29 protein-coding genes are annotated in these 26540 nt (G+C 37.8%); 22 read left to right on the top strand and 7 right to left on the bottom strand.

Translation table 11 applies throughout. The features are described 5' to 3' along the window. The first annotated feature begins 217 nt into the window (after positions 1-217). From thrS to LCP48_RS17060, 5 genes are all read left to right on the top strand, one after another. Positions 218-2149 carry a threonine--tRNA ligase gene (gene thrS / locus LCP48_RS17080; RefSeq protein ID WP_216486103.1) on the top strand — a complete coding sequence of 644 codons (1932 nt, stop codon included), beginning with the start codon at positions 218-220 and terminating at the stop codon, positions 2147-2149. Between the two features lie 415 nt (positions 2150-2564). Continuing rightward, positions 2565-3068, top strand: coding sequence for a translation initiation factor IF-3 (gene infC, locus LCP48_RS17075; RefSeq protein WP_004226290.1), 504 nt, complete (start codon positions 2565-2567; stop codon positions 3066-3068). A gap of 31 nt (positions 3069-3099) precedes the next feature. After that, positions 3100-3300 carry a 50S ribosomal protein L35 gene (rpmI, locus tag LCP48_RS17070; RefSeq protein WP_004226312.1) on the top strand — a complete coding sequence of 67 codons (201 nt, stop codon included), beginning with the start codon at positions 3100-3102 and terminating at the stop codon, positions 3298-3300. A gap of 57 nt (positions 3301-3357) precedes the next feature. Continuing rightward, entirely contained in the window at positions 3358-3717 is a 360-nt protein-coding gene (gene rplT, locus LCP48_RS17065) for a 50S ribosomal protein L20 (protein ID WP_004226314.1), read from the top strand. Positions 3718-4148: 431 nt separating this feature from the next. Continuing rightward, complete coding sequence (locus LCP48_RS17060) at positions 4149-4412, top strand: DUF1294 domain-containing protein (RefSeq protein ID WP_004226333.1); 264 nt, start codon at positions 4149-4151, stop codon at positions 4410-4412. Between the two features lie 23 nt (positions 4413-4435). On the opposite strand, the gene LCP48_RS17055 is transcribed toward LCP48_RS17060, so the two are convergent. Next, complete coding sequence (locus tag LCP48_RS17055; RefSeq protein ID WP_004226335.1) at positions 4436-4831, bottom strand: hypothetical protein; 396 nt, start codon at positions 4829-4831, stop codon at positions 4436-4438. A gap of 105 nt (positions 4832-4936) precedes the next feature. Here LCP48_RS17055 and LCP48_RS17050 point away from each other — a divergent pair, with 105 nt between their 5' ends. From LCP48_RS17050 to LCP48_RS17000, 11 genes are all read left to right on the top strand, one after another. Next, a complete protein-coding gene (locus LCP48_RS17050) occupies positions 4937-5422 on the top strand; it encodes a dUTP diphosphatase (RefSeq protein WP_004226337.1) in 486 nt (161 codons plus the stop codon). 94 nt (positions 5423-5516) lie between these two features. Beyond that, a complete protein-coding gene (locus LCP48_RS17045; protein ID WP_004226340.1) occupies positions 5517-6605 on the top strand; it encodes a M42 family metallopeptidase in 1089 nt (362 codons plus the stop codon). A 326-nt stretch (positions 6606-6931) separates the two neighbouring features. Beyond that, positions 6932-7897, top strand: a complete 966-nt coding sequence (argF, locus tag LCP48_RS17040; RefSeq protein WP_004226343.1) for an ornithine carbamoyltransferase — start codon at positions 6932-6934, stop codon at positions 7895-7897. Between the two features lie 298 nt (positions 7898-8195). Then, positions 8196-9092 carry a LysR family transcriptional regulator gene (locus LCP48_RS17035; RefSeq protein WP_009373859.1) on the top strand — a complete coding sequence of 299 codons (897 nt, stop codon included), beginning with the start codon at positions 8196-8198 and terminating at the stop codon, positions 9090-9092. Between the two features lie 143 nt (positions 9093-9235). Further along, positions 9236-10564: an LLM class flavin-dependent oxidoreductase gene (locus tag LCP48_RS17030; protein ID WP_004226347.1), complete on the top strand. Its 1329-nt coding sequence runs from the start codon at positions 9236-9238 to the stop codon at positions 10562-10564. A 45-nt stretch (positions 10565-10609) separates the two neighbouring features. Next, on the top strand, positions 10610-11623 hold the full coding sequence (locus tag LCP48_RS17025; protein ID WP_009373860.1) for an LLM class flavin-dependent oxidoreductase: 1014 nt from the start codon (positions 10610-10612) through the stop codon (positions 11621-11623). Positions 11624-11636: 13 nt separating this feature from the next. Next, positions 11637-11915, top strand: coding sequence for a glutaredoxin family protein (locus LCP48_RS17020; RefSeq protein WP_009373864.1), 279 nt, complete (start codon positions 11637-11639; stop codon positions 11913-11915). 20 nt (positions 11916-11935) lie between these two features. Beyond that, entirely contained in the window at positions 11936-12760 is an 825-nt protein-coding gene (locus LCP48_RS17015; RefSeq protein WP_009373865.1) for a transporter substrate-binding domain-containing protein, read from the top strand. A gap of 24 nt (positions 12761-12784) precedes the next feature. Then, a complete protein-coding gene (locus LCP48_RS17010; RefSeq protein ID WP_004226355.1) occupies positions 12785-13489 on the top strand; it encodes an amino acid ABC transporter permease in 705 nt (234 codons plus the stop codon). Between the two features lie 12 nt (positions 13490-13501). Beyond that, positions 13502-14215: an amino acid ABC transporter permease gene (locus LCP48_RS17005; protein ID WP_004226356.1), complete on the top strand. Its 714-nt coding sequence runs from the start codon at positions 13502-13504 to the stop codon at positions 14213-14215. A 15-nt stretch (positions 14216-14230) separates the two neighbouring features. Then, a complete protein-coding gene (locus LCP48_RS17000; RefSeq protein WP_009373866.1) occupies positions 14231-14743 on the top strand; it encodes a GNAT family N-acetyltransferase in 513 nt (170 codons plus the stop codon). 46 nt (positions 14744-14789) lie between these two features. Here LCP48_RS17000 and LCP48_RS16995 read toward each other — a convergent pair whose 3' ends face one another. Both LCP48_RS16995 and sspI read right to left on the bottom strand, forming a co-directional pair. Continuing rightward, complete coding sequence (locus tag LCP48_RS16995) at positions 14790-16169, bottom strand: FAD-binding oxidoreductase (RefSeq protein WP_004226359.1); 1380 nt, start codon at positions 16167-16169, stop codon at positions 14790-14792. Positions 16170-16248: 79 nt separating this feature from the next. Then, complete coding sequence (gene sspI / locus LCP48_RS16990) at positions 16249-16458, bottom strand: small acid-soluble spore protein SspI (RefSeq protein ID WP_004226361.1); 210 nt, start codon at positions 16456-16458, stop codon at positions 16249-16251. Between the two features lie 235 nt (positions 16459-16693). Here sspI and LCP48_RS16985 point away from each other — a divergent pair, with 235 nt between their 5' ends. Further along, on the top strand, positions 16694-17221 hold the full coding sequence (locus tag LCP48_RS16985) for an RNA polymerase sigma factor (protein ID WP_004226364.1): 528 nt from the start codon (positions 16694-16696) through the stop codon (positions 17219-17221). A gap of 198 nt (positions 17222-17419) precedes the next feature. Further along, positions 17420-19564: a bifunctional diguanylate cyclase/phosphodiesterase gene (locus LCP48_RS16980; protein WP_009373873.1), complete on the top strand. Its 2145-nt coding sequence runs from the start codon at positions 17420-17422 to the stop codon at positions 19562-19564. 44 nt (positions 19565-19608) lie between these two features. On the opposite strand, the gene LCP48_RS16975 is transcribed toward LCP48_RS16980, so the two are convergent. The 3 genes from LCP48_RS16975 to LCP48_RS16965 form a co-directional block, all read right to left on the bottom strand. After that, positions 19609-19800 carry an H-type small acid-soluble spore protein gene (locus LCP48_RS16975; RefSeq protein WP_004226369.1) on the bottom strand — a complete coding sequence of 64 codons (192 nt, stop codon included), beginning with the start codon at positions 19798-19800 and terminating at the stop codon, positions 19609-19611. A 12-nt stretch (positions 19801-19812) separates the two neighbouring features. Next, the gene (locus LCP48_RS16970) at positions 19813-19977 is read right to left on the bottom strand and encodes a YfhD family protein (protein ID WP_004226371.1); all 165 of its coding nucleotides are present in this window, start codon (positions 19975-19977) and stop codon (positions 19813-19815) included. Between the two features lie 131 nt (positions 19978-20108). Beyond that, positions 20109-21518 (bottom strand): glycoside hydrolase family 18 protein, encoded by a 1410-nt coding sequence (locus LCP48_RS16965; RefSeq protein ID WP_009373875.1) that lies wholly within the window; start codon positions 21516-21518, stop codon positions 20109-20111. A 151-nt stretch (positions 21519-21669) separates the two neighbouring features. On the opposite strand from LCP48_RS16965, the gene LCP48_RS16960 reads away from it, so the two are divergent. The 3 genes from LCP48_RS16960 (at position 21670) to LCP48_RS16950 (ending at position 24938) form a co-directional block, all read left to right on the top strand. Then, complete coding sequence (locus LCP48_RS16960) at positions 21670-23019, top strand: FAD-binding oxidoreductase (protein ID WP_004226374.1); 1350 nt, start codon at positions 21670-21672, stop codon at positions 23017-23019. Positions 23020-23144: 125 nt separating this feature from the next. Next, entirely contained in the window at positions 23145-23936 is a 792-nt protein-coding gene (locus LCP48_RS16955) for an alpha/beta fold hydrolase (RefSeq protein WP_004226375.1), read from the top strand. Between the two features lie 24 nt (positions 23937-23960). Further along, entirely contained in the window at positions 23961-24938 is a 978-nt protein-coding gene (locus LCP48_RS16950) for a sensor domain-containing diguanylate cyclase (protein ID WP_004226379.1), read from the top strand. A 7-nt stretch (positions 24939-24945) separates the two neighbouring features. Here the strand turns inward: LCP48_RS16950 and LCP48_RS16945 are convergent, their stop codons facing one another. Beyond that, positions 24946-25341 (bottom strand): (deoxy)nucleoside triphosphate pyrophosphohydrolase, encoded by a 396-nt coding sequence (locus tag LCP48_RS16945; RefSeq protein WP_202341320.1) that lies wholly within the window; start codon positions 25339-25341, stop codon positions 24946-24948. A gap of 172 nt (positions 25342-25513) precedes the next feature. Here LCP48_RS16945 and LCP48_RS16940 point away from each other — a divergent pair, with 172 nt between their 5' ends. Continuing rightward, positions 25514-26278, top strand: coding sequence for a TrmH family RNA methyltransferase (locus tag LCP48_RS16940; RefSeq protein WP_009373879.1), 765 nt, complete (start codon positions 25514-25516; stop codon positions 26276-26278). The last annotated feature ends 262 nt before the right edge of the window (positions 26279-26540 follow it).

The raw sequence follows: 26540 nt of genomic DNA, 5'->3' as shown, positions 1-26540 counted from the left end.
CCGCTCATATAGGGAGATAAGTCGCTCGCAAAAGTGGTAAATTCGCTCATAGAGAGTAAGAAACCGCTCAGAAACATGAAGATGCCGCTCCCATTGCACTGAGAAATGCTCAAAAAAGCAATGACTCCGCTCAAACCAAGCCGTAGAGTACACAAACATTGCTCCAGCCAATCATCAAACATTATGTATTTATCAAAAACAAAGGAGTGCAAAGAATATGTCAGAAATGATTAAATTAACTTTCCCAGATGGCGCTGTAAAGGAATTTGCAAAAGGCACATCAACTGATGACGTAGCATTATCTATTAGCCCTGGCTTACGTAAAAAAGCGTATGCAGGTAAAATTAACGGTGTGTTAGTGGATTTAAAAACACCAATTGAAGAGGATGCAACAATTGCAATCATTACACAAGATGATGAGGAAGCACTTGAAATTTTACGTCATTCAACTGCCCATTTAACAGCGCAAGCTATTAAACGTCTATTCCCAGATGCAAAGCTTGGTATTGGTCCGGTAATTGAAGGTGGTTTCTACTATGATATCGACTCACCAACACCAATCACAGCTGAAGATCTACCAGCCATTGAAAAAGAAATGAAAAAAATTATTGCTGAAAACCTTGAGGTAGAACGCAAAAATGTAAGCCGTGCAGAAGCACTAGCCCTTTATGAAGAAATTGGTGATGAGTATAAATTAGAGTTACTTGAAGCCATTCCTGCAGATGAGCAAGTATCTATTTATTATCAAGGCGAGTTTTTTGATCTTTGCCGTGGTATCCACGTACCATCTACTGGTAAACTTCGTGAATTCAAGCTTTTATCATTAGCGGGTGCTTACTGGAGAGGGAACTCTGATAACAAAATGTTACAACGTATTTATGGTACAGCGTTCTTCAAAAAAGAGGAATTAAAACACCACCTCCAAATGCTAGAAGAAGCAAAAGAACGTGATCACCGTAAAATCGGAAAAGAGTTAGAACTGTTCACAACTTCTCAAAAAGTTGGCCAAGGTTTACCACTTTGGTTACCAAATGGTGCAACAATTCGTCGTGTTATTGAACGTTATATTGTCGATAAAGAATTATCACTTGGCTATAAGCACGTTTATACACCAGTATTAGGTTCTAAAGAGCTTTATCAAACTTCTGGTCACTGGGATCATTATCAAGATTCAATTTTTCCACCAATGGAAATGGATAATGAAACATTAATTATGCGTCCAATGAACTGTCCTCACCATATGATGGTGTACAAAAACAGCATGCATTCTTATCGTAACCTACCATTGCGTATTGCAGAACTTGGCACAATGCACCGTTACGAAATGTCAGGGGCTGTTTCAGGCTTACAACGTGTTCGTGGGATGACATTAAATGATGCCCATATTTTTGTTCGCCCAGATCAAATTAAAGCGGAATTCCAAAAAGTAGTACAGTTAATTTTAGAGGTTTATAAAGATTTCGATCTTCATGATTATTCATTCCGTTTATCTTATCGCGACCCAGCAGATACTGAGAAATACTTCGATGATGATGCAATGTGGGAAAAAGCACAAAGCATGCTAAAAGAAGCAATGGATGAACTTGGCTTAGACTACTTTGAAGCGGAAGGTGAGGCTGCATTCTATGGTCCTAAACTTGACGTTCAAGTAAAAACAGCAATTGGTAAAGAAGAGACTTTATCTACAGTTCAATTAGACTTCTTATTACCAGAACGCTTCGACCTAACTTATGTTGGGGAAGATGGTAAGCCTCATCGTCCAGTTGTTATCCACCGTGGTGTTGTATCAACAATGGAACGTTTTGTTGCCTTCTTAATTGAAGAATACAAAGGCGCATTCCCAACTTGGTTAGCACCAGTACAAGTTGAAGTTATTCCAGTATCGAATGAAGCTCACTTCGACTATGCAAAGCAAATTGAAGAGCAACTTACAGCGGCTGGTCTACGTGTGGAAATGGATGATCGTGAAGAGAAATTAGGCTATAAAATCCGTGAGGCACAAATGAAAAAGATTCCTTATATGCTTGTTATCGGGGATAAAGAGGTTGAGGCTAATGGCGTAAATGTTCGACGTTATGGCTCGAAAGATTCCGAAACAATTAGCTTTGAGGATTTCCTATCAACTATTAAAACAGAAATTACAAAATAAGCTTTAACTAGAAACCCTTGCTTGCCAAAGTGAGGGTTTCTGTATAAAATAAATCTTGCATTTGTATAGAATAGTTTCATTTTGGTTATGTTAGCACTGATAAGAAAATAAATATTTGACAGCTTATCATATACATGCTAATATAATTAAGGTTAATGAATACAAAGTTTGTGGTTGAAGTAGAGGCTGCCCGCTTCTCACCTGATACAACGCTTTAAAGGCTGTGAACAGGTATGACACGTTGAATTGTTTTGCGTAGACTTGCGCATGCACATATAGCGGGCGGACATCTTCAAAAATGTCCGTCCTTTTTTTATGGACATGACAAGAGGATGTACCGTTCAACCGGGCAAGGCTTTGCCCAAACCATGTATTCGCGACAACTACTTGGAGGTGGATTACTATTAGCAAAGACATGTATGTAAACGAAGGCATTCGCGCACGTGAACTTCGATTAATCGATCACAATGGTGACCAGCTTGGTGTAAAGACACGTAATGAAGCGCTAGAAATCGCCACTCGTGTAAACTTGGATCTTGTCCTTGTGGCCCCTCAAGCCAAGCCGCCAGTCGCTCGTATCATGGACTATGGTAAATTTAAGTTTGAACAGCAAAAGAAAGACCGTGAAATTCGTAAAAATCAAAAGGTCATCGTAATGAAAGAGGTTCGTTTGAGCCCAACAATCGATGAGCATGATTTCCAAACGAAGTTACGTAATGCGATTAAATTCCTTGAAAAAGGCGATAAAGTAAAATGTAGCCTACGTTTCAAAGGTCGTGCGATCACACACAAAGAGATTGGTCAACGTGTGTTAGATCGTTTTGCTGAAGCTTGTGCTGAAGTATCAACGGTAGAACAAAAACCGAAGATGGAAGGCCGAAGCATGTTCTTAGTTCTTCAACCAAAGAACGAGAAATAATATTAGACGAACAGTTTAGGAGGAATTCGACATGCCAAAAATGAAAACTCACCGTGGAGCTGCGAAACGTTTCAAAAAAACGGGTTCAGGTAAATTAAAATACGACCGTGCTTATGGAAGCCACTTATTCGCAAACAAATCTACGAAACAAAAACGTCACCTACGTAAAGCGAACATCGTATCATCTGGTGACTTCAAACGCATCAAATCTTTACTTGTATACATGAAATAATTGACTACAAAAAAATACTAACATTCATTTTTAAATGAAAAGCAGGAGGTAATTCATATGCCACGCGTAAAAGGCGGAACAGTGACGCGCAAACGTCGTAAAAAAGTATTGAAATTAGCTAAAGGTTACTATGGTTCAAAACATACATTATACAAAGTTGCTAACCAAGCAGTAATGAAATCAGGTCAATATGCATACCGTGACCGTCGTCAGAAAAAACGTGATTTCCGTAAATTATGGATCACGCGTATCAACGCAGCTGCTCGTATGAACGGTCTTTCTTATAGCCGTTTAATGCACGGTTTAAAAGTTGCAGGTATCGAAGTTAACCGTAAAATGTTAGCTGACCTTGCAGTAACTGATGCTGCAGCATTCACTCAATTAGCAGACGCTGCTAAAAAAGCAGTAGCTAAATAATAGCTGACAACATTAACTTATTTCTGCACCGAAAGCGTAGCGACAGGTGCAAAAGAGGAATTTTCTGCACTGAAAGCGTAGCGACAGGTGCAAAAGAGGAATTTTCTGCACTGAAAGCGTAGCGACAGGTGCAAAAGAGGAATTTTCTGCACTGAAAGCGTAGCGACAGGTGCAAAAGAGGAATTTTCTGCACTGAAAGCGTAGCGACAGGTGCAAAAGAGGAATTTTCTGCACTGAAAGCGTAGCGACAGGTGCAAAAGAGGAATTTTCTGCACCGAAAGCGCAGCGACAGGTGCAAAAGAGGAATTTTCTGCACCGAAAGCGCAGCGACAGGTGCAAAATGACACAAGTGCGATAAAAAGACTGATGGGTTTTTCCATCAGTCTTTTTTGTGTTAGATTAATAGTATCACGGTTTTAAAGGAGTAAGAAATGGGACAAGCATTATTAGCTTATATGAGCATTGTATCAATTGTATTGCTCATTTTAATGGGGATGGATAAATCGCGCGCAAAGAATCATGAATGGCGTATAGCAGAGCGTACATTATTTACACTAGCCATAGCAGGAGGGGCAGTTGGGGGTGTATTGGGTATGTATTTATTCCGCCACAAAACACGTCATAACCGCTTTGCATTTGGTTTTCCCCTACTTGCAGCCATACAAATTTTTATCATTGTGCAGCTGTGGACATAAATGAGAATAATTAAAACACATCCTCATGATGGGGATGTGTTTCGCATAAGCTGTTCAATGGGTTGCTTCCAATTGATTTTGGCACTTGGATAGTTCAATAATATTTCTTGCTGCAAATATTCAAAGTCGCTTTTGCTGAAGCCTTGTAATGTTGCAGCATCACGCGCACCGACGAAAATGGTTACAACCTCAAATGCATCCTCTGTTGTGCCTAGGTATTTTTCACCTTCAAATAGAGCACCCTTATAGGAAATAAAGAAATTTTTTCGGACATTTTTAACGTCATCATAGAAATAATACTGGCCTTTTTCATAGGCTTCATCAAGTTTGCGTTTAGGATCGGTTATATAACGAATCGCTTTGTAAAATACATAAATAATAAGCGCTATTACAGCAAGTCGAATTAGTAACGGCAACATGTTTAAATTTCCCCCTTGAAGAAAGGTTATTCTTTCCTATACGATTAGAAGGGTCAAATAGTTTCACTTTTTATAAAAAATTTTTTAGAAATTTAGGAGAAAAAAATGAATTTACAACAATTGTTTACCATGCAAAAAGAGCTTGACGATTTTATCGAGCAAACACAAAATATCCAGCAAGATGTGTTTCAGGAAAAGGGCTTAGCCTTATTAGTGGAGCTAGCTGAGCTTGCTAATGAAACACGTTGCTTTAAATTTTGGAGCACAAAGGGACCATCAGCACGTGAAGTCATTTTAGAAGAATATGTAGATTCGATTCATTTTATCTTATCTCTTGGCTTATTAAAGGGCTATACATCGATTGAAATGTGGCCTTTCGTAGAAGAGAACAAAGATTTAACGGCTACTTTTTTAGAAACACAAAGTGTGATTTTAGCATTTATTCATCAACCTACAGAGGAGCGTTATTTAGCTATTTGGCAATACTATGGGTTACTAGCGTATAATCTCGGTTTTACATTTGAGGATGTGGTTAGTGCTTATCTTGAAAAAAATCAAGAAAATTATCATCGGCAGCGCTCAGGTTATTAAATTAAGAAATACACCAATTTTCAGACGATTAAGCTAGGAATATTTCGGTAAACGAAGTATAATAAAATAGATACAAGAAGTAGGAGGCAAAAGGATGACACAACTAGATCCAACATTACAAATGTTTAAAGATTTAACAGATGCGAATGGTATCGCAGGTAATGAACGTGCACCGCGTGAAGTCATGAAAAAATACATTGCACCATATGCAGATACTGTAGAAACAGATAACTTAGGTAGTGTCATTGCTAAAAAAATTGGCGATGAAAACGGTCCTAAAATTGTTGTAGCAGGACATTTAGATGAAGTAGGCTTCATGGTTACACAAATTGATGACAAAGGCTTTATCAAATTCCAAACAGTAGGTGGCTGGTGGAGCCAAGTTATGCTTGCACAGCGTGTAACGATTACTACACGTAAGGGCGATGAAGTGATTGGGGTTATTGGTTCAAAGCCACCTCATATTTTACCTGCTGATGTACGTAATAAAGTAGTAGACATTAAAGATATGTTTATCGACATTGGTGCAGCTTCTAAAGATGAAGTTCTTGAGTGGGGCGTTCGTCCTGGCGATATGGTAACACCGTACTTTGAGTTTAATGTAATGAAAAATGATAAGTATCTATTAGCTAAAGCTTGGGATAACCGTATCGGCTGTGCAATTGCGATTGATGTTATGAAAGCGTTACAAAATGAAAAGCACCCTAATATTCTCTATTCTGTAGGGAATGTACAAGAAGAAGTTGGACTTCGCGGTGCTAAAACTGCTACACATAAAATCCAACCAGATATTGGATTTGCAGTAGACGTAGGTGTAGCAGGAGATACTCCAGGAGTTACAGCAAAAGAATCAACGAGTAAGATGGGTGCAGGCCCTCAAATCGTTGTGTATGATGCATCTATGGTTTCACATCGTGGCTTACGTGAATTCGTATTAGATGTAGCAGATGAGCACAATATTCCATATCAATTTGAAGCGATGGCTGGCGGTGGTACAGATGCTGGCTCCATCCACGTAACAGCAAATGGTGTACCAGCACTATCAATCGGTATTGCGACACGCTATATCCATTCACATGCAGGTATCCTACATCGTGATGATTATGAGAATGCCGTTAAATTAATGGTAGAAGTCATTAAAAAATTAGATCGTGATGCAGTCAATAAAATTACTTTTGACTAATTAGAAGAAATGGACTTGCCCTCTAACAAATATTGTTAGGGGGCTTTTCATTATTTTTAGTATTGAATTTTACCCCTCTTCTACCAATAGATGATAAAGCTCCAAACTATTTTTACACACTGTCCCTTTGATACATTTTAGTACCTTATCCATAAATAACTGATAATCTAAATAGGTTATATATGCATAAATATTCGTTTTGACGAATTTTTGTCACATTTAATAACAAATGAATAATAATAAAAAATAATTATAAAAATTCAGTTGATTTTATATTTATGCATGTTATACTAATTTCAACAGCAACGATATAAGGAGCGAAGGCTATGAAATTACTCGAAGAAGTACAGTTAAAGTTAGTGTCTAGTTTAAAAGGAAAAGATCTACTAACTTTGCTAGACTATACAAGTCAAGAGGTTCAAGATCTTATTGAATTAGCAACACAACTTAAAATGATTACAAAAGAGGGGAAATGTCCAAGATTACTAGAAGGTAAAACGCTTGGTATGATTTTTGAGAAACATTCAACTCGTACACGTATTTCATTTGAAGTTGGTATGAATCAATTAGGCGGAAAAAGTATGTTTATGCATGCACGTGATTTGCAAATTGGTCGTGGCGAATCGATTTATGATACAGCCCATGTATTATCGGGCTATTTAGATGGTATTATGATTCGTGCAAACTCTCACGCAATGGTCAAAGAGCTGGCGGAGCATGCAGTAATCCCAGTTATTAATGGATTAACGGATATTTATCATCCTTGCCAGGCATTAGCTGATTTAGAGACGATTGCAGAAAATAAAGGCATGTTAAAAGGACTTAAAATTGCCTATGTAGGAGATGGCAACAATGTAGCACACTCACTCGTAGTAGCTTCAGCACATGTTGGCATGAATGTAGCTGTTGCGACTCCTGTAGGGTATGAATGTGATGGGGAAGTCATCGCTAAAGCACAGGCGATTGCGGCAGCAAATGGCAGTACGATTATGATCACGAATGATCCTGTTGAAGCAGTATTAAATGCAGATGTCGTCTATGCAGATGTTTGGACATCTATGGGTCAAGAGGAAGAAGCAGCAAAACGTTTACAAGACTTTGCTGGCTATCAAATTAATGATGAGCTAGTAGCCTATGCAAAACCAAATTATATGTTCTTGCATTGCTTACCAGCACATCGTGAGGAAGAGGTTGCAACCTCAGTCATTGATGGACCTAATTCTTACATCTTTGAGCAAGCAGAAAATAGATTGCATGCACAAAAAGCTGTATTAGCATCGATTTTAGCTTAAATTTAGACATATGCTTTCTCGAGTTGAGAAGTACGATAGATAGAGTTTACATGGCCAACAGAGGGTGTTCATGTGAATAACATAAAAGTGGTAGGCAGACAGAGGGATGTTCACCACGTGCGATGTTTGTTGTCAAGATGGATGGCTACATCGCTACATAGTAAAGTAACCTGGGAGACGCTGGGTTACTTTTTTTCTTTGTCAAAAAATATAAAACATAGTTTTCTTATAATTTATAGAGAATATAAGGGATTATTTATATAATAGGTTAAATAATTAATGAAGGGGTGAACTCCTCGTGAATATAGACCATATCGAGGCATTTTTATATGTTGTCCATTATAAAAGTATCCATAAAGCAGCCAATGCATTATTTCTTTCACAGCCGACTGTAACTGCACGTATTAAGTCATTAGAACGAGAGCTAGGTGTGGAGTTATTTTACCGAGATGGAAGAAGTGTGAGCGTATCAGAGAAAGGGAAAGATTTTTTACCATTTGCCACGCAAATTGTGCAAACATTTCAGCAAGGAAAGAAGCAATTAGAAGAAACGCAGGAGACCGATGAGGTATGTATTGGTGCAAACGGTGTAACAGCTCAGTATTTTTTAGCCTATGCATTGCCTAAATGGAAAGAGCAATTCCCTTATTTGCGTTTTCAATTATTTACAGGTTCCACAGCAAACATTTTAGAAAAGCTACAAAGCCACCAAATTCATCTAGGCTTTATTCAATATGTACATGGGAATGACATTGAGAACGAGCTTTTATTGAACAATACAGTGAAACTTGTCAAACACCGTGATCATCCATTACAACTAGATGAACTCATTCAAGCAAAAGAATTAGCTCAACAGAAAATGGTATTTTTTGAATGTGGCGCGTTTGATTGGAATTATGTGCATAAAATGTTTGAGGTAGAGGGAGTAGCAGCCAATATTGAGGTACGAACAGATCATTTAGAAGTTGCCAAAGAATTTATTAGGACAAAAGAATATCTAAGCTTTTTACCACATCTTTGTATCAAAAAGGAGCTGGAAAACGGTGAATTTGTGGAGATAGACGTTAAGCATTTGCTGGATATGAACCAACATATATTTTTAACCTATAAAGAGAAGGAGACATTGCCATCAGCCTTTTGGCAGACAATTTGTGAAACAGCTAAGCATTTTGAAAGCATAGGAGACACGTATTGATAAAAAATTTTATCACCACATAAAATTTTTTCTATTACTATACCTATTGCATATCGTCTAAAGGAACGGTAATATCATTCTCAATCCAATAAAACATACTTAACCACTATGTTTAGTAAATTAAAAATTGAGGAGGAATTGACATGGCTAGACAGGATAAAATTCGATTTGGAGCAATTATTCATGGGGTAGGAGGAAATATTTCTGGTTGGCGTCATCCAAAGGTGGTGAGCAATCAAAGTGTAAGCTTACCTTTCTATATTCAACAGGCTCAGAAAGCAGAGCAGGGAAAATTTGATGTAGCATTTATTGCGGATGGTTTATATATTAACGAAAAATCCATTCCTCATTTTTTAAATCGATTTGAACCTCTTACAATTTTATCGGCTTTAGCAGTAGCGACGAAAAACATTGGGTTAGTTGGAACAGTCTCAACTTCCTATAGCGAACCGTTTACAGTAGCACGACAATTCGCTTCATTAGATCATCTTAGTGCTGGGCGTGCTGGATGGAATGTTGTAACGACTCCATTAGAAAGTACTGCTTTGAACTATAACAAAACAATCGACCAACATCCTAGCCATGCAGAACGCTACCAAATTGCGGAAGAATACTTAGAGGTTGTCCAAGGCTTATGGGACTCGTGGGATGATGATGCGTTTATTGCAGATGTCAACAAAGATCAATTTTTTGATCCAGAAAAATTACACACATTACATCATAAAGGGCGATATTTTTCAGTCCAAGGACCACTCAATATTGGTCGAACAAAGCAAGGCCAGCCCGTTATTTTCCAGGCTGGGTCGTCTGATGCAGGTATTCGATTAGCTGCAAAAGATGCAGATGCCATTTTCACACATGGGGCATCTATTGAAGAGGCACGGAAGTTTTACTCGAGAGTAAAAAAAGAGGTGGCAACATTTGGACGAAATCCCGAAGAAGTGAAGATTTTTCCAGGTATATCACCAATTATTGGCGATACGGTGGAGGAAGCAGAGACGAAATATCAAGAAATCGTCGAGTTAGTTTCCATAGACCGCGCTCTTGCTTATCTTGGGCGTTACTTCGACCATCATGATTTTACCCAATACGATGTGGATGCACCGTTTCCTGATCTAGGGGATATTGGAGCGAATAGCTTTAGAAGCACAACCGATTATATTAAACGTTATGCTAAGCAGGAGGGTCTGACATTACGTCAAGTCGCTTTACGCGAGGCGACACCAAAAACAGCCTTTTTTGGGACAGCTGAGCAAGTAGCAGATCTTGTACAAGAATGGTTTGAAAAGGAAGCAGCAGATGGTTTTATTATTGGCGTGACAGTCCCTGGTGCTCTTGAAGATTTTGTTGATAAAGTAGTGCCAATTTTACAAGCAAGAGGGCTATATCGTAAAGATTATGAGGCAGATACTTTGCGTGGGAATTTAGGTTTACCCTTCAAAGAAAGTCGCTATATCAAACAATCTGTCTGAAAACCAAGTAATTTTATTTGAATAAAAGAAATTGGGAGGTATTGTATGAGTTATACATTAGGCATATTAGATCAAAGCCCTATCATTGAAGGAGCAACCAATGAACAAGCATTACAAAAAACGGTGGCTTTAGCAAAACGAGCTGAGCAGTTAGGCTATTCACGTTTTTGGGTATCGGAGCATCATCATACAGAGTCATTAGCAGGCTCTTCTCCAGAAATATTAGTTTCTTATTTACTTGCCAAAACCAAATCCATTCAAATTGGGTCAGGAGGGGTTATGCTACAGCATTATAGCCCCTATAAAGTAGCGGAAAATTTCCATGTTCTAGCATCATTGGAGCCAGGACGAGTAGATTTAGGCATCGGTAAAGCCCCTGGTGGCTTGCCACTTTCCACGAAGGCTTTACAATATGGCACACTCAATCAAGGGGAAGATTTTGAAGAGAGACTAATATTTTTACAGCAATTAATTGAGCAATCCATACCAAAAGAGCACGAATTATATGGTATACAAGCAACGCCAATTCCAAAGACAAAGCCAACATTATTTTTACTTGGCGCTAGCCCTGAAAGTGCTGCTCTTGCAGGAAAACTCGGCATTGCATTTGTCTTTGCTCGATTTATTAATAGTGATAATGATGTGTTGGTGCAAGCGGCTTCAACCTATCGCAGTCATCATCCAAACGGTACTTTTGCGCTTTCCATTGCTGCACTTGCTGCTCCAAGTAAAGAGGAAGCGAAAGAACTAATAGGAGATCAAAAAATTACAAAGGTACATTTAGCAAGTGGCAGAAGCCTGACGCTACAATCAGTAGAGCTAGCTGAGAAATTTGGTCAGGAATCTAGAGAGGAATATACAGTGGAACAGTATGAGGCCGATATTTTATACGGTACAGCAGAGGAAATTAAAGCCATTTTAGATAACTACCATGTACGATTCCAAATTGATGAATTTATTTTGCATACGCCCATCTTGAAGGAATTTGAACGTCAACGTTCGTTTGAGCTTTTAAGTCCTGTCCATTTGCAGTTACAGCAAAAGGTGAAGGTAATCTAAGGGAGGTCATGATATGACAAAAAGTTTAGATATAATCATTTGGTCGAAGCAAGGTTGTAGTTATTGCGAGGAAATAAAAGCTTATCTACAAGAACGACATATTTCCTACAAAACAGTTGATGTCACGTCTAATGATAATTTTAGAGACATCCTTGATATAAAGTATGGTGTTCGACATGTACCCGTTGTAGAAATTGGTTCAAGTGAAACAGGTATCTATAGAGCCGTAACAGCAATTGGTTTAGAGCATCTACAGAAGGCACTTGCCGTGAATCTACCCTCATATGTATAACAGAAGGAGAGAGGAATCTTATGAAAAAAATATCATTTTATTTGCTACTTGTGCTAGCAGCACTATTAACTGCGTGTGCAAACTCAGAAAAAACAGTTGGTGACGCCAGTGCTCAAAAAACAGCACAGCGTGGCAAGGATGTTCAAAAAATTATAGTTGGTACGGGAACTCAGTTTCCAAACATCTGTTTTTTAGATGACAAGGGAAATTTAACTGGTTATGATGTAGAGCTTGTTCGTGCAATTGATGAGAAGCTACCCGAGTATGAGTTTGAATTTAAAACAATGGAATTCTCCAATTTATTACTAAGTTTAGAAACAAGAAAAATAGATTTTATTGCCCATCAAATGGAAGTTAATAGTGAGCGCGAGGAGAAGTTTTTATTTAATAAAGAACCGTATAATGTTTTCCCATTAAAGGTGACAGTCAACGAGAAAAATAATGCAATTCAATCCATTGAGGATTTAAAAGGGAAAAATGTGAGTGTCTCACCAACAAGTAACTCAGCTGTCTTTATTGAAAAATATAATAAAGAGCACAATTTAGGAGCAAATATCGTTTATTCTTCTGGCTCAGTTGATGTTAATAATCAACTTGCAACGGGACGAATTGATGCCATTATTACCACACCGTTTGCTGTTCGATACTATAACGAAAGCAATGAGGCACAGCAAAAGGTTGTAGGTGATACATTATTAAATTCAAAGGTCTACTTTTTACTCAATAAAGATGAAGTGAAGTTACAGGAGCGCTTAGATGAAGCAATCGTTGAATTAAAGAATGAGGGGGTAGTGAGTGAGCTTAGTAAAAAGTGGTTGGGTGATGATTATACAGTAGACTTCTAATGAATAGGAAAGGAAGATGGCAGTATGGAAAATAACTTTGATGTCGTGCTAATTGCGGAAGTACTTCCAACATTGCTTCAGTATTTACCCATAACTTTCGAGATTCTAGTATTCTCCATACTTTTTGGTATGATGCTTGGGATTGTGCTAGCCATACCAAAGCTACTTCACATACCAATATTGAAGCAAGTTATTACAATCTATATATCCTTTATTCGTGGTACACCCATTTTAGTGCAGTTGTTCTTAGTATTTTACGGTATACCCGCATTGTTAAAGCTCATTCATATTGATGTGACACGAATGGATGCAATGTATTTTGTTATTATTACGTACACATTCAGCAATGCGGCAGCCTTTGCCGAAATATTTCGTGCAGCAATTTTAACCGTTGATCGGGGTCAAATGGAGGCGGCCTATTCAGTAGGCTTAAGTGGATCACAGGCTTTTATGCGAATTGTTTTTCCACAGGCAATACGTGTTGCTTTTCCAAATATAGCAAATACAATGATTAGTTCATTAAAAGATACATCGTTAGCATTCTCCATCGGTGTAATGGATATGGTGGGGAGGGGGGAAACCTTGATTGCTTCTACGACACGAGCGTTTGAAATCTATGTAGCTTTGTCAATTGTTTACTATGTCATCGTGATCATCCTTGAAAAAGTATTTAAATTTAATGAACGCTATTTTAATCGCTATATGCCAAAGGAGCTTGCTTCACAATAGGGGGAATATACTATGACCATTGATATCACTTTTATAGTAGAAGCATTACGAGAAATTAGTAAAGTAATACCGTTAACCTTATTCATGACTATTACACCTGTTTTATTAGGAATCGTTATTGGCATAATTGTAGCTTTCGTGCGCATTCAACAGATAAAAATAGTCTCATCTGTACTTAATTTTTATGTTTCATTTTTCAGAGGAACACCTATCATTATGCATATCATGCTCGTTTATTTTGGCTTGCCAATGCTAGTTGATAGTGTGGCTAATTTGCTTCATTTAAAGATACAATCAAATTCTATTCCTATTTTATTTTTTGTCATACTAGCCTTAACACTTAGTGCAGGGGCTTATGCCTCAGAAATTATTCGTTCAGGGATATTAGCTGTACCTAAAGGACAATTAGAAGCAGCATATGCGATTGGATTAACATTTCCTCAAGCGATGCGACGTTATATTTTACCACAAGCATTTGGGCAATCTATTCCCAACTTGACGAATGTTTTTATTGGTTTTTTACATGCTACATCATTAGCATTTTTCCTATCCATTAAAGAATTGACCGGTGTGGCAAATATTATTGCGTCCATGAACTTAAAGTTTTTAGAGTCATTTATTGCTGTTGGTCTTATTTATTGGGGAATTTCAATCATCGTAGAATGGGTGTCACACCGAATTGAAAAAAGAGTAACAGCCTATAGTAAAGGCGGTTTTTCATCATAGAAAGGGGAAATTAGAATGACAGTAGCGAACATTGTGATTGAACATTTACAAGAGGAAGATTATGCAAGCTATCTTGAAGTTTTAGTTGAGAGCTATGCGCAATATGAAAAGGACTATGAAGACCCAGAGCGCTGGCAATCATATTTAAGTGATATCCGTGCTTCGGTTGGTAATCCGAATGCAGAAACAATTCTAATTGCAAAACGCGGAGATGACATATTAGGTGGATTACAACTATTTACGGATGCAGGGAAAGCGTATGGCTTGCCAGAGCTAAATATTCAATCGACGATTGTGCGCTTATTAGGTGTGCATCCAAAAGGCAGAGGGCAAGGGGTTGCTAAGAAATTATTAAATGAAAGTTTTGCCTTTGCTAGAAAGAGACAGGATCAGGCACTTTATTTACACTCAGGTGATATGATGCAGGCTGCCATAAATCTTTACTTATCATTAGGTTTTGTGCGAGATGAGTCGAAGGAATTTTACAAGGGAGATATATTAGTCAAGAGCTTCCGTTATGATTTATAATGATAAACCCGCTGATGCTCTAGTCAATCAGCGGGTTTAATGTTAATTATAGTGTGAAAATCTTTCCTGGATTCATAATGTTAAGTGGATCAAGCGCTGCTTTTATGCTTTTCATGACGACTAAAGAGGTACCATGCTCAGTGGCTTGGTATTTCATTTTGCCAATGCCAACACCATGCTCGCCCGTACATGTGCCACCTCGAAGTAATGCATATTGCACGATTTGTTCATTGAAGCGATCCGCTTTTGCCTGCTCCTCGGCGTCATTTGGATTTAACATTAAAAGTGCATGGAAATTTCCATCGCCCACGTGGCCCACAAGCCCACCTGCGAGTCCAACATGATCAAGCTGTTCTCGTGCATATAAAATGGTTTCAGCAAGCACAGAGATTGGTACACAGACATCCGTTGACATGAGCTTCTTACCAGGATAAGCATGAATATATGCATAGGCTAAAGAATGTCGTGCTTCCCAAAGCTTATTACGAGCAGCATTATCTTGCTCGAATTCGACGGATAGACAGCTGTAGTCCTCAAAAATTTCTGTAGCAAATGCGATGTCCGCATGCATACCCGCTTCGTTTCCGTGGAATTCTAAAAACAATGTTGGTTTTTCGCTAAAGGATGTATCGTTATAGACATTGGCCTGCTTCATAGAGGATTCATCGACCAATTCCACTCGACCAATTGAACTACCAGCCTGTAATAAGGCGGTAACAGCACTAACAGCATCTCCAACTGTGTCAAAAACAGCTCGCCCCGCTGTCACAAATTCAGGTATACCATACACTTTTAACGTTAACTCCGTAAAGCAGCCAAGTGTTCCTTCAGAGCCGACAAATAGACCATTTAAATGGTAACCAGAAGAGGATTTCGCGGCTAAATTACCTGTATGGATGACAGAGCCATCTGCAAGGACAACCTCTAAATCACGAACCTGATCACGCATAACACCGTAACGCACAGCAGTCGTACCACTAGCATTCGTCGCAGCCATGCCACCTAGTGTTGCATCTGCACCTGGATCCACTGTGAATTGTAGACCGTGTTTTTTTAACTCCTTATTCAGTTGAGAGCGCGTGACGCCAGGCTGAACTTTTACAAGAAGGTCGTCAGGTCGAACTTCTAAAATCTTATTCATTTCAGAGAAATCAATAGAAATACCATGTGCAATAGGAATCGCGTTTCCTTCTAAGCTGGAGCCAACACCGAATGGTACAACTGGTACACGTTGTGCATGTGCAATTTTTAAGATGGCACTGACATCAGCTGTGGAACGGGGAAAGACAACGATATCAGGTAATCTCATCATATGATGAGATTCATCCTTTCCATGTAGCTGTCGTACCGTTTCGTTTGTTGACACTTGTTCTTCTAATAAAACCTGTTTGAGTTGATTGACAAGTAATTCTACTGCAACAGTCATTCCAATCCCTCCAAAATTTTCTGATAAGTAAAACTTTATCACGCATTTATTGGAAATGGAATGCACAGTTCATTAAAAATCAGTTAGCAAATACTTTTTCTAATTTTTGAACAAATTCATCTTGTTCTGATGGACTGGATTGCTTCCACCATTTTTCAAAAAACACCCCAAGCCCTGGTAGTAAATGCTCTTCTCCACGATTAATAGCATCTTCCACAATGTCTTTGAATTCTGCGGCAGATTGACCATGTACATTCGCTGTAATTGCATCTCTTATTTGAAAATTCATCTATATCGCCTCCTTAGTAGTAATTTGTCCAACTAACGTTTAAATATGTATGAAATACCAAAGAAAATAGATAATTTTTGCAATAACTTTGGGGAATTATGACTAAATATGCCAGGCATTTTATTCTTTCTGCGCGCTGAAATGCTGAAAATGAGCATTAGCTCTCAAGCAACATGACAGTCTAAGATTGTGTTACCTAGGAAAATTGAACTGTGCACAGTTGATAGGAAGTAGAATGTCCATTCGAAACGATCACAAGCTTTCATTAACACAATCTTTTGAAGAAATTTTAGAGGCAGTGCAACCAATGATTACAGCCATTTTCACACAGCTCCATATTTACAAGGATTTTGATTACTATCGTCATATTGCTTCTATTGCTGTATGGAGGGCATGGCTAAAAGCAGATCCAGCAAAGGGACAATTTTCTGCTTATCTTTATTCTTCGATAAAAGGTGAGATTCTAAATGAATTATCAAAGGAAAAAAACTATTCAGAGCGAATAACGGTTGTTGATGGTGAAACACTCAATTTTATTCTTAATGACTTGGAGGGATGGGACAATCAAAAAAATCCTAGCTTACTTGAGATTAAGTTGTCTCAGCTTAAGCAGATAGAAAGAGAAATATTACTACTTTATTATGTAGAAGATTACAGTGATCCAGAAATAGCCAATACACTAGGTCTATCTGTTGCTGCTATCAAAAAAAGAAGGGTTAGAATCGTCCAGAGGCTGAAATCTCAACTTTTCAGAGTGGAATAATGCACTAAAAATATCAAAAGTATGCTAATATTGAAATAAAATGAATATTAGCATACTTCACATAGGTGCATACAAATTCCGATAAAAGTGTTATGATTTGTAAGAAGTCAAAGAAATATACAATTCAAATTTAAATAATCGATATAGATAGATAAAATTTCCTAGTGAATGTTTAGATAGTAGTATGGAGGGTTTGGAGTGGAGAGAAGGTTTAATCCGATAGAGAAAAAAGAGATTTGGTACATGGTATTACCCTTATTACTTGTCATACCATTACTGAGCTTTAGCAATCAAATATATGGTGTTTTCCAAGGTAACATGTATCAAGATATAAAATTGGTGATACAAGTATTAATCATCGTTTTTACAATGGCAATTGCGATCCAATCCTATTTAGTATTTTCACACTTATTATCCAATCAAACTTTATACATAGGAAACATGTTTTTCATTATTGCCTTATTAGAATTAATTAGCTTGTTTTTTAGCCAATCTAGAGAATGGAACTTTATGAACGAGCCTCTACATATATTAATGCGTTTGTACTTAGCCATTGGATTTATACTTATTATTTTAAACCCTAAAAAGCGATTAACCATGAATCATCGGATACTGACATATGGTTGTTCGATGCTTTTCGTTCTAGGAAGCGTTTTTCTGGCTTATAATTCGCCCAAAATATTGCCTAAAAATTGGTTAGATACGATTGATAATATGGTACACCTAATTGCTATTATTCTTCAAATTTTAACCATTGCTATTGTTAGTACATATGTAAAAAAATTACCGAAGCGTTCCATGTGGCTCATTAGCGCAGCTATTTCTCTCATTGTGAGTGATATCTTCTTTATTGTTAGTCAAGATCAAAATGCAATATGGGATTTCTCAGCACTGATCTATCAATTTTTAGCATTCTATTTTTTCCTAAAGGCGATTTATTATACATCTGTGGAAAAACCATTTCAGCAGCTATTGAAAATTAAAAAGGATCTTGAACAATCTCAACAGGAACTTCGATTCCAAGCTTATCATGATGATATTACATTGTTGCCAAATGAACATTTACTACTAAAGACGTTAAAAGAAAATTTACATCAACATAAAGCGCAAAAGGCTATTATTGCCATAGAAATTGATCGCTTTGCGGCAATTCGTTCGTCCATTGGTATAAGTAACTCTAATACAATGATGAAACTTGTTGCAGAACGAATTCAATCGATTGTACCTCCTCATTATTTTGCAACTAAACTGCGTGAGGGACAATTTGTTATTTATATTGACCATGTAAAGACGATTGAGGAACTACTGCAATTTTGCTTAAATCTTAAAAGTGCCATGACAGATCCTTTACAGGTCCAATTATTTTCATTGAATGGCAGTCTAAATATTGGGATTGCTCTCTATGAGGAGCAATGGACTGGTGAAGAGCTATTAATGCATGCACAGTTAGCGATGCGAGAGGCTAGACAAATACCTCAAAGATTTCTTTTTTATAAACCGTATATGTCTAAAGGTATTGCAGATCGAATCTTGTTAGAGCAAGACTTACATAATGCGTTAGCAAATAATGAATTTTACTTAGACTATCAACCACAGGTTAACTTAAAGACAGGCACCATCGAATCGGTCGAAGCTTTAGTACGCTGGCGTCATCCAACGCGTGGCTTTGTTCCACCTGATGTCTTTATTCCTATTGCTGAAGAATGTGGCCTTATTATCCCGCTAGGTAAATGGATTTTAGAAACCGCATGCACACAAGCGAAAGCATGGGAGAAACAAGGCTTACCTCCAATGAAAGTGGCAGTAAATTTATCACTTGGCCAGTTATTTCAACAGGATTTAGTAGAAATGGTACAAGATATTTTACAACGTACCAATTTAGATCCGTCATTTTTACAATTAGAAATTACAGAAAGTATGACCATGAATATTGATCAAATGACACAGCTATTACATGAGTTAAAGGCATTAGGTATCCAAATTGCTGTAGATGATTTTGGAACAGGTTATTCCTCTCTATCTTATTTAAAGGAATTCCCAATTGATTGTTTAAAAATTGACCGAACATTTGTGAGAAACGTGCCACATAATCCAAATGATGAAGCACTTGTTTCCATGATTATTTCGATGGCTAAACATTTACGTTTGAAGGTTGTGGCAGAGGGCATTGAAGAAGTGGAGCAATTATCTTTTCTAATAGATGGTGGCTGTGATTATATTCAGGGCTATCTATTCAGTAAGCCAATATCCCCTCAGCAAATGACCGAAACCTATAAAGATTTACATCATCGTGTGGAGGAAGTATTAACACAACTTCAATATATTGAAGATTATATTATTTAAAAAAGAACCTGCTTATTACTATTGAGTAAGCAGGTTCTTGCTGTTTAGTGAACGAGATATTCTTCTTTTAATTCGGATATAGCTACTTCAGATCGCTCTTCTAAAGAACGGCGTAGGTGAACTGTCGCTGTTTTTTCATCATCGTGGAGCTGATCGATCCAGATGGAAACGCCATTATAGCTCACTTCAAATTCTAAAGGTGAGGCGACAATTTCTTGTGCACGCTGAAAATCCAACTGAAGCCCCCCTTATTTTTTCTGCTTATTCTTATTTTGTGTGACTGTATTAATTAGCTCCATAAACTCTTGAGAAAATTCCTCACTCACCTTATTTGGTGCAATCTTTTGGTTTTTTGGCGTTTGAGGTAATGAGCCTTTATTATTGCTTTGACCTTGTTTATTGTCTCTTCCCATGTGAGTTGCTCCTTTCCTGTTGATATAAATTAATATGGCTTTGAAATGAACTTTTTATCCCGTCAGCACAGATCGCACTTCACAAGGAAAAATTCGCATAGCTCTTTGTTTATTGCGAACAATAATGAGTATTAAGATTTTTTAACAGAAAAATTATCGTTTAATAAAACCCAATTTTGAGGAAACGGGAATCCTAATGCCCAATAGCTAATGCCACGTAAGTTGTAATGTTTAGTCATGTCGAATTTGGCTTGTGCACTTCTTGCATCTTCAAACCATACCTCGTGCTGCCTTCCTTGCTCATCAACATATCGATAAAAAGGAGATTGTGCCGTTGGATCATACTGAATTGTTGCCCCGTATTTGATGGCCCTATTGAGCGCTTCCTGCGGGCTAAATGTTTCGGCTTCTTGGCCTTTGACATGAGGTAAGAGCCAATCACGTGCATACAACTCAAAACCCAATAAGATTTTATCAGCTGGTATTTCGGTTAAAGCATACTCCACGACTCTTCGCATTTCATTAATGGGGGAAATGGCTTGTGGAGGGCCAAGACGATAGCCCCATTCATATGTCATTAATACAACAAAATCTGCTATTCTCCCATGTGCTTCGTAATCATGCGCTTCATATAATGTCCCAGTTTGTGAAGCACTTGTTTTAGGTGCGAGCGCTGTTGAAACTAAATAGCCTTTTGGGTGAAGGGTATCCACAGCCAATTGAATAAAGGCATTGAAATTTTCTCGATCGGCAGGTAAAACATTTTCAAAATCAATATTTAATACTTGATAACCTTTATCTTGCATCACCTGTAACACATTATTCATGACCTTTTTACGTAATTCTGCATTGGACAAGACGACATGTGCTAAATTAGAGCCTTCTTCTGTAGAAGTAAAATTAGTGAGCGTTAACATAGGGATAATATGTTTAGCCTTTGCTGCCGCTATCATATTTTCATCCGTAATGGGCTGTAATGTCCCATCTTCCTTCATCTTATAAGCAAAAGGACTAAAATAAGTTAGTAGATGACCAATAGCATTAATGGAGTCTACAGCTTCTTCTGAAGGTTGGTAGGAATAAGCATTGACTTCAATCATCGGTAATTTTCTTGGGATCATCAATTGTGAACCGACATAAAGCATATTGGGATTGTTTAGATTATTTTCTACTGCAATGGCTTGGACGGTCGTACCATAGCGCTGTGCTATTTGCCATAAAGTTTCTCCTGGCTGCACGTTATGAACAATGGGTGGAATAATTAATTTCGTTCCAGGTGTTAATAGATCGGGATTCGTTAGATGGTTTTCTATTATGATAGATTGCAAGGGAACGCTAAATTTCTGTGCGATGGACCATAACGTATCTCCATTTTGAACGGTATAAATTGTATAAGAAGAAGGGATAACCAGTGATTGTCCGATGGCTAATTGATCAGGAGTAGCTAATGCATTTAATTGGCTAATCGATTGAACGGGTACAGCATAACGATTAGCGATTTGCCACAGTGTTTCGCCAGCACTTACCACATGGATAAGCATAGAACACCTCCAACACGTTGTTATTAGTGCATCATATGTTTCAAGTGTGAAAAAGAGTATTTTAGTGTGATTCTAGAAAAAAGCTGAAATTTTAAATTCTTTCTCAATGAGTTGCATAGGATAAGTATCATTGTGAGAAAGGGGCTTGATGTTGAAAAAGGCGAAGCTCACAGGAAGAATCGTCACGCCTGAAGATTCGGATTATGAACAAGCGAGAACGAATAATAATTTAAATAATCCCAAATATCCGAGTGTCATTGTGTTTTGTCAAAAAACGAAAGATGTGGTTAATGCCTTAAAATGGGCTAGAGAAAACAATGAGCCTTTCAGAATTCGAAGTGGTCGTCATAGCTATGAAAATTTTTCTTTAGTAAATAAAGGGCTTGTCATTGATGTAAGTGATATGAATGATATTTCGGTAAATCTATCAGAAATGACGGCTAGAATTGATGCTGGAGCTAATATGGGAAACGTATACCGTACATTATGGGAGCATGGTGTTACCATTCCTGCTGGTACAGAAAGTAGTGTTGGGGTGGTCGGTTTGACCCTCGGTGGTGGGATTGGGATGTTATCACGACCATTTGGATTAACTTGTGACAATCTTATTGAAATCGAAACGGTGGTAGCTAGTGAACATGAGGGTGCTCAGGTAATCAGAGCGAATAAGCAACAACATCATGATTTGTTTTGGGCAAGTCGTGGTGGAGGAGGAGGCAATTTTGGTATAGTCACTTCTTTGACATTCAAGCTTCATGCGATTAATGAGGTATCACTGTTCTCTATTACATGGGGATGGGATGACTTTGAAGTGGTCTTTGATGCGTGGCAAAAATGGGCTCCCTATACAGATAAGCGTCTAACCTCACAGATTGAGCTAAAAACAAAGGAAGTAGGTGAGATAGTCGCACAAGGTGAGTTTATAGGAACAGCAGCTGAATTAAAGAAATTGCTTCGCCCTCTTAGAAAAACAGGCTTGCCAACAAGTATTTGGATAAAGGAAGTGCCATATAGCAAGGCAATAGAATTTTTTGATTTACCAAGCGGTAATCAGCCTGCCTATCGAAAAAGATCAGGGTCATTTTTGGAGAGACCGTTTCCATATAAGGCGATTCAGAGGATGAAAGAATTTTTAGCCCATGCACCTAATTCAAATACAACAATATGGCAACAGTCTTTAAGAGGAGCAGTAGGTGAAATTGCTCCCCAGCATACAGCCTATTACTATCGCAATGCGATAATAGCTCAAGAATATAATACTTCCTGGAAAAAACCGAAAGAGGAAGAACAAAATATTAAGTGGGTAGAAAATTTACGTCAAGCTTTATCACCTTATACGTCTGGTGATTATGTGAATTTTCCAGATCGATATATTAAGGACTGGCATACAGCCTATTACGGACGTAATTTTAGAAGGCTTCGTGAAGTGAAAACAAAATATGATCCGTATAATGTATTTCAATTTCAGCAGAGTATCCCACCTATTAGGAAGTGGTTGTAGCTGGACAATGGAGCAGGTGAAGCGGCACTCCTGCTCCTTTTTGATTTTCACGTTTTAGCTTGATAAATACTGTTTAAGGGGTCACAATAAAACTATTACATATATTTCTAAAAGGATTGATTGGAATGGAAAATATTGTTGTTCGTAATAATGTAACAATACTCGGACAAGGGGACCAACCGCTTATTTTTGCACATGGATTTGGCTGTGATCAAAATATGTGGCGTTTCATTACGCCTGCATTTATGGACAAATATAAGATTATATTATTCGATTATGTAGGCTCAGGTAACTCAGATATAAATGCCTATTCATCAGAGAAATATCAATCGTTACAGGGCTATGTACAAGATTTATTGGACATTATTGAAACGCTATCATTACAAAATAGTATTTTTGTCGGGCATTCCATTAGTGCCATGATAGGACTGCTCGCATCTATCCAGCACCCTGACTATTTTAAGAAATTGATTATGATTGGTCCTTCTCCCTGTTATTTAAATGATGATGGTTATCGAGGGGGGTTTGAGCGAAGTGATATAGCGGAGTTATTAGACATGATGGAAATGAACTTTACAGGTTGGGCTAGCTATATGGCACCAATTGCAATGAGTAATCCTGAACAGCCAGCATTAACACAGGAACTGAAGAAAACCTTTATAGCAGCAGACCCTATCATTGCAAAAGAATTTGCTGAGGTCACATTTTTATCTGATCATCGTTGTGAATTATCAAAGGTCTCCGTTCCTTCGTTAATTATCCAATGCTCGGAAGATAGTATTGTGCCAATTGGTGTTGGAGATTATTTGCATCAGCATCTCAAAAATAGTACGTTACAATTAATGGAAGCAAAAGGTCACTATCCACATATTAGTCACCCAAATGAAACGATACAATGTATTGCAGATTTTTTGTAGGGAAAAATGAAAGGATTATCAACAATGGAAAAACGACTCAACAATGCTCCATGTGGATTTCTTTCCATCACACATGAAGGGCTTATTTCAGAAATCAATCAAACCCTGCTAGATTGGATCGGCTATGAGCAAGAGGAATTATTGCATATGCATCTAGAAATTCTTCTATCTACGCCCAATAAGATGATTTTTCACTCTTATTTTTATCCTATGATTAATCTAGAGGGACAAGTAGAGGAATTATTCATTCATCTCAAACAGAAGGACGGGATGTCGGTTCCGTTTTTAATGAATGCTAAATTGTACAAAGAGGATTTGGTAGAGCGAATTGATTGCATTTTAGTAAAGATGAAAAAGCGCATAGATTATGAACAAGAATTACGATCAGCCAAAAAACTACTTGAGGCTGCCTATCAAGAAAAGGATCGTGCATTAGCTAATTTGGAGCAAATTCATGTAGAAATAGAACATCAGCAGGCGAAATTATTGGACATGAATGCTGCTTTAGTAGAATTATCAATGACTGATAAATTGACTGGCTTGAAAAACAGGAGATTTTTCCAGGAACAACTCGAACAACATTTTAATCGTTTTTATGAGACAGCAGAACCTTTTTCGTTATGCATTTTAGATATCGATCATTTCAAAAAGGTCAATGATACATATGGTCATCAAGTTGGAGATGATGTCCTCGTTCAATTGGCACAACTATTACAAATACAAGTACGTCTAGAAGATATCGTCGCTCGTTATGGTGGGGAGGAGTTTATGATCATCTTACCAGAGACCGAGATACCTGTGGCAAAAGAAATCGGTGAAAAAATTAGACACACTGTGGAGCAGGATGGTTGGCCAACAGGCAGTCTTACGATCAGTATGGGAATTGCCACAGTAACTTCAGAAGATACAGAGACGACATTGATAAAAAAAGCAGATAAAGCATTGTATGAATCGAAAGAGCATGGACGAAACAAAGTCACTCATTTTCATGAGATAAAGTGAATAGCCTTTACAATTCGGCCATTAATTTTTGAATAGAAGGAAGATCTGCTGGAGCAAATGGAAGGTCAAGCAATTGGTTGCGGGGAACCCATCTTGCTTCAGCATGTTCTAGAATTTGGGGTGTGCCTTTAATAACTGAAGCTTTGTATGTTTCTAAATGAACGAAAAATTGTTCGTATTCATGGAGTGTTACAGCCACTTGTTTCCCTACTTGAATCGTACAGTTAAATTCCTCAAGAATTTCTCGAGAAAGTGCCTGTTTTGGTGTTTCACCTTGCTCTATTTTACCGCCAGGGAATTCCCAATAATTTGCTAATATCATTTGGGGATTCCTTAAAGCACAGAAAATTTCTTGTTGCTCATTTTCAATTATAGCCCCTACTACATGTATTGTTTTTTTCATTTATATACCTCACTTTGTGTCTTCGTTAGATATGTATGATTATAGCATGTTTAAGTTGTACGCCACTTGCCACCACAGGAAAATAACAGTTTTCTTACTTAGCTATGAAATTTGCTATTTCGTAGGGTATAATAGTGGTCAATATATAGGAAAAAGGCGGTAAGAGGTAGCGATGAAGAGAATTGAATCTACGCAAAATGCGTTAGTGAAATATTGGAAAAAGTTAGCGACAACAAGAAAAGAGCGTGAACGTTCGGGTGAATTCCTAGTAGAGGGCTTTCATCTTGTTGAAGAAGCATTAAAAAATAAAAACCAAGTATTACAAATTATAGTGCGTGAAGGTATCGATTTGCCAATGTTATGGCCAATCGATGATATAGCTATTGTAGAGGTATCGACTGCGGTAGCGAAGGAATTTGCGGAGACAGAAACTTCCCAAGGTGTTTTTGCTGTATGTAAACAGCCCGTCTTAGTGGATAATGTGATGACTACTTGGCGAAAAGTGTTATTAATTGATGCTGTCCAAGATCCTGGTAACATTGGAACAATGATTCGTACAGCAGATGCTGCAGGTTTAGATGCTGTAATTTTAGGAAAAGGCTGTGCCGATCTTTATAATCCTAAAACACTACGTGCTGCTCAAGGTTCCCATTTCCATATTCCGGTAGTGCGTGGAGATTTAGCAGAATGGATAGATATATTACAGGATCAAGGTGTACCGGTATTTGGTACTGCATTAGATGAGGAAGCGGTGCCGTATAGTGATATTCAGCATACAGGTGCATTTGCGATTATTATGGGGAATGAAGGAAGTGGCATTCAGCCTCAGTTATTAGCGATGACAGATCAAAATATGATCATTCCTCTTTTTGGACAGGCTGAATCATTAAACGTCGCAGTAGCAACAGGTATTGTTTTATATGGCTTTGCCAAGTAATTAATTGCTCATTGTGGGATTGAGGCAGTTGTCTCTTGATTTGCTACAGTCCATTATTGTATAATTTATTCTAAAATGTAGTTTTAAATAATAAATGCTTTGACCGGGAAGTAGTAAAGATTGTGAATGGACGACAGGGAGCGTAGGCCAGAGATTGAGAGCCAACGCCGTTTCAATGCGGTTTTGAATTCAGCCTGCGAGCAGCTACCGGGACCAGTGTCATGCTGTAAAGGTAAGCCGGCTTTATCAAGTCGTTATGTCA

Origin of the sequence: Lysinibacillus capsici, from assembly GCF_020217405.1 — a bacterium.
Classification (GTDB): domain Bacteria; phylum Bacillota; class Bacilli; order Bacillales_A; family Planococcaceae; genus Lysinibacillus; species Lysinibacillus capsici.
The sequence above is the reverse complement of the archived record's forward strand: the minus strand, read 5'-3'. Positions and strand labels throughout refer to the sequence as shown.